This is a genomic window from Streptomyces sp. NPDC057307, assembly GCF_042667665.1.
Taxonomy (GTDB): Bacteria; Actinomycetota; Actinomycetes; order Streptomycetales; family Streptomycetaceae; genus Streptomyces.
Window position 1 is genome coordinate 1 of record NZ_JBHUZM010000277.1, and the last position, 1,625, is coordinate 1,625.

The following is a 1,625-nucleotide window of genomic DNA, read 5'->3' on the forward strand; positions in this document are numbered from 1 at the left end:
GGCGTACCCCGGTCCGGCCGTGGCTTCGGCCACCGCCAGCTCCACCCCGAACAGCGGTCTGATCTCCGCCTCCTCGCACGCCTCGGCGAAGCGGACGGCCCCGCCGAGGGTGTCGCGGTCGGTCAGGGCGAGGGCGTCCATGTCACGCGCGGCCGCGCTCCTGGCGAGCTGTTCGGGGTGGGAGGCCCCGTACCGCATGGAGAACCCCGAGACGGTATGGAGATGCGTGAACCCGGCCATCCGCACCTCCTGATCGATCCGTTCCACCTCCCCCGCTCCCACCATAGAGAGTATCGAACGTTTGTGCGACATCATGGCCCGTCAGCCATTCAGACCCTCCCCACCTGCGAGAACACCGGGTGCGCCGGAGCGTGGGGCCCATGACTCGTGAGGGCACGACTTTCGCCGACGAGGTGCGGAGCGCCGTCACCGTACGGGCCGCACTGCTCGTGATCGGCGTGCTGGCGCTGCAGATGCTGTTCATCGCCTCGTACGTCGGGGCGCTGCACAGCCCCAGGGCGAAGGACGTGAAGGTCGCCGTGGTCGCGGCGTCCCCGAAGGTCGCGGACCAGTTGGCCGCCGAGCTGCGGAAGCTGCCGGGCGGACCGCTCGACCCGCGCACGCTCACCGACGAGGCGGCCGCGCGCCGGCAGATGCTGAACCGGGACATCGACGCCGCCCTCGTGGTCGACTCCCGGTCGGCCCAGGACACACTGCTGGTCGCCTCCGGCCAGGGATCGACCGAGACCCAGCTGCTGCTGAGGATCTTCGGAGAGATCGAGCGGCAGCAGCAGCGGTCCCTCGCGGTCGACGACGTCGCGCCCGCCTCCGGGAGCGACGCCGACGGCCTCTCCTCCTTCTATCTGGTCGTCGGCTGGTGCGTCGGCGGCTATCTGTGCGCGGCGATCCTCGCGATCAGCGCCGGCTCCCGGCCGGCCAACGGCCGCCGGGCGCTGATCCGGCTGGTGGTCACGGGTCTGTACGCCGTGGTCTCCGGGCTGCTCGGCGCGGTCGTCGCCGGCCCGATCCTGGGCGCGCTGCCGGGCGGCGTCGTGGGGCTGTGGGGGCTCGGCGCGCTCACGGTCTTCGCGGTCGGCGCGGCCACCCTGGCCCTCCAGGCCGTCTTCGGGATCGTGGGCATCGGCCTGGCGATCCTGCTGATCGTCGTCGCGGGCAACCCGAGCGCGGGTGGCGCCTTCCCGCTCCCGCTGCTGCCGGACTTCTGGCGGTCGATCGGCCCCGCCCTGCCGCCGGGCGCGGGCACCTGGGTGGCCCGCTCGATCGCGTACTTCCACGGCAACGCGGTCACCGGGCCGCTGCTGGTGCTCTCCTCGTGGGCCGTGGTGGGGACGGCCCTCACCCTGGCGATGGCGGTACTGCGCGGCAGGGGCAGAGGGCCGGGCCGGGCCCCGGACAAGGACACCCTGCCGGACGCACCGGACACGCCGGAGGCCCCGGACGCGCCCGGCACGCCGGAGGCACCGGGCACCCCGGGGGCCTCGGCGGCGCCGTAGCGGCACCCCGCGCACCGGAAAGCCGGCCGACCGCCGAGGCGATCCGGTCCCGGTCCCAGGCGCCGTCGGCGACCAGCACCCGGTACCTGCGGGCCAGGGTCGCCCCCGGAT

At 74.0% G+C, this 1,625-nt stretch carries 2 protein-coding genes; one reads left to right on the forward strand and one right to left on the reverse strand.

Annotated features, from left to right (window positions below):
• Positions 1 to 240: PHP domain-containing protein (locus ACFUN8_RS37295; RefSeq protein WP_383647878.1), on the reverse strand; the 240-nt coding region annotated here is incomplete at its 3' end.
• Positions 241 to 380: 140 nt separating this feature from the next.
• Here ACFUN8_RS37295 and ACFUN8_RS37300 point away from each other — a divergent pair.
• Positions 381 to 1,514 carry a DUF3533 domain-containing protein gene (locus tag ACFUN8_RS37300; protein ID WP_383647875.1) on the forward strand — a complete coding sequence of 378 codons (1,134 nt, stop codon included), beginning with the start codon at positions 381 to 383 and terminating at the stop codon, positions 1,512 to 1,514.
• The last annotated feature ends 111 nt before the right edge of the window (positions 1,515 to 1,625 follow it).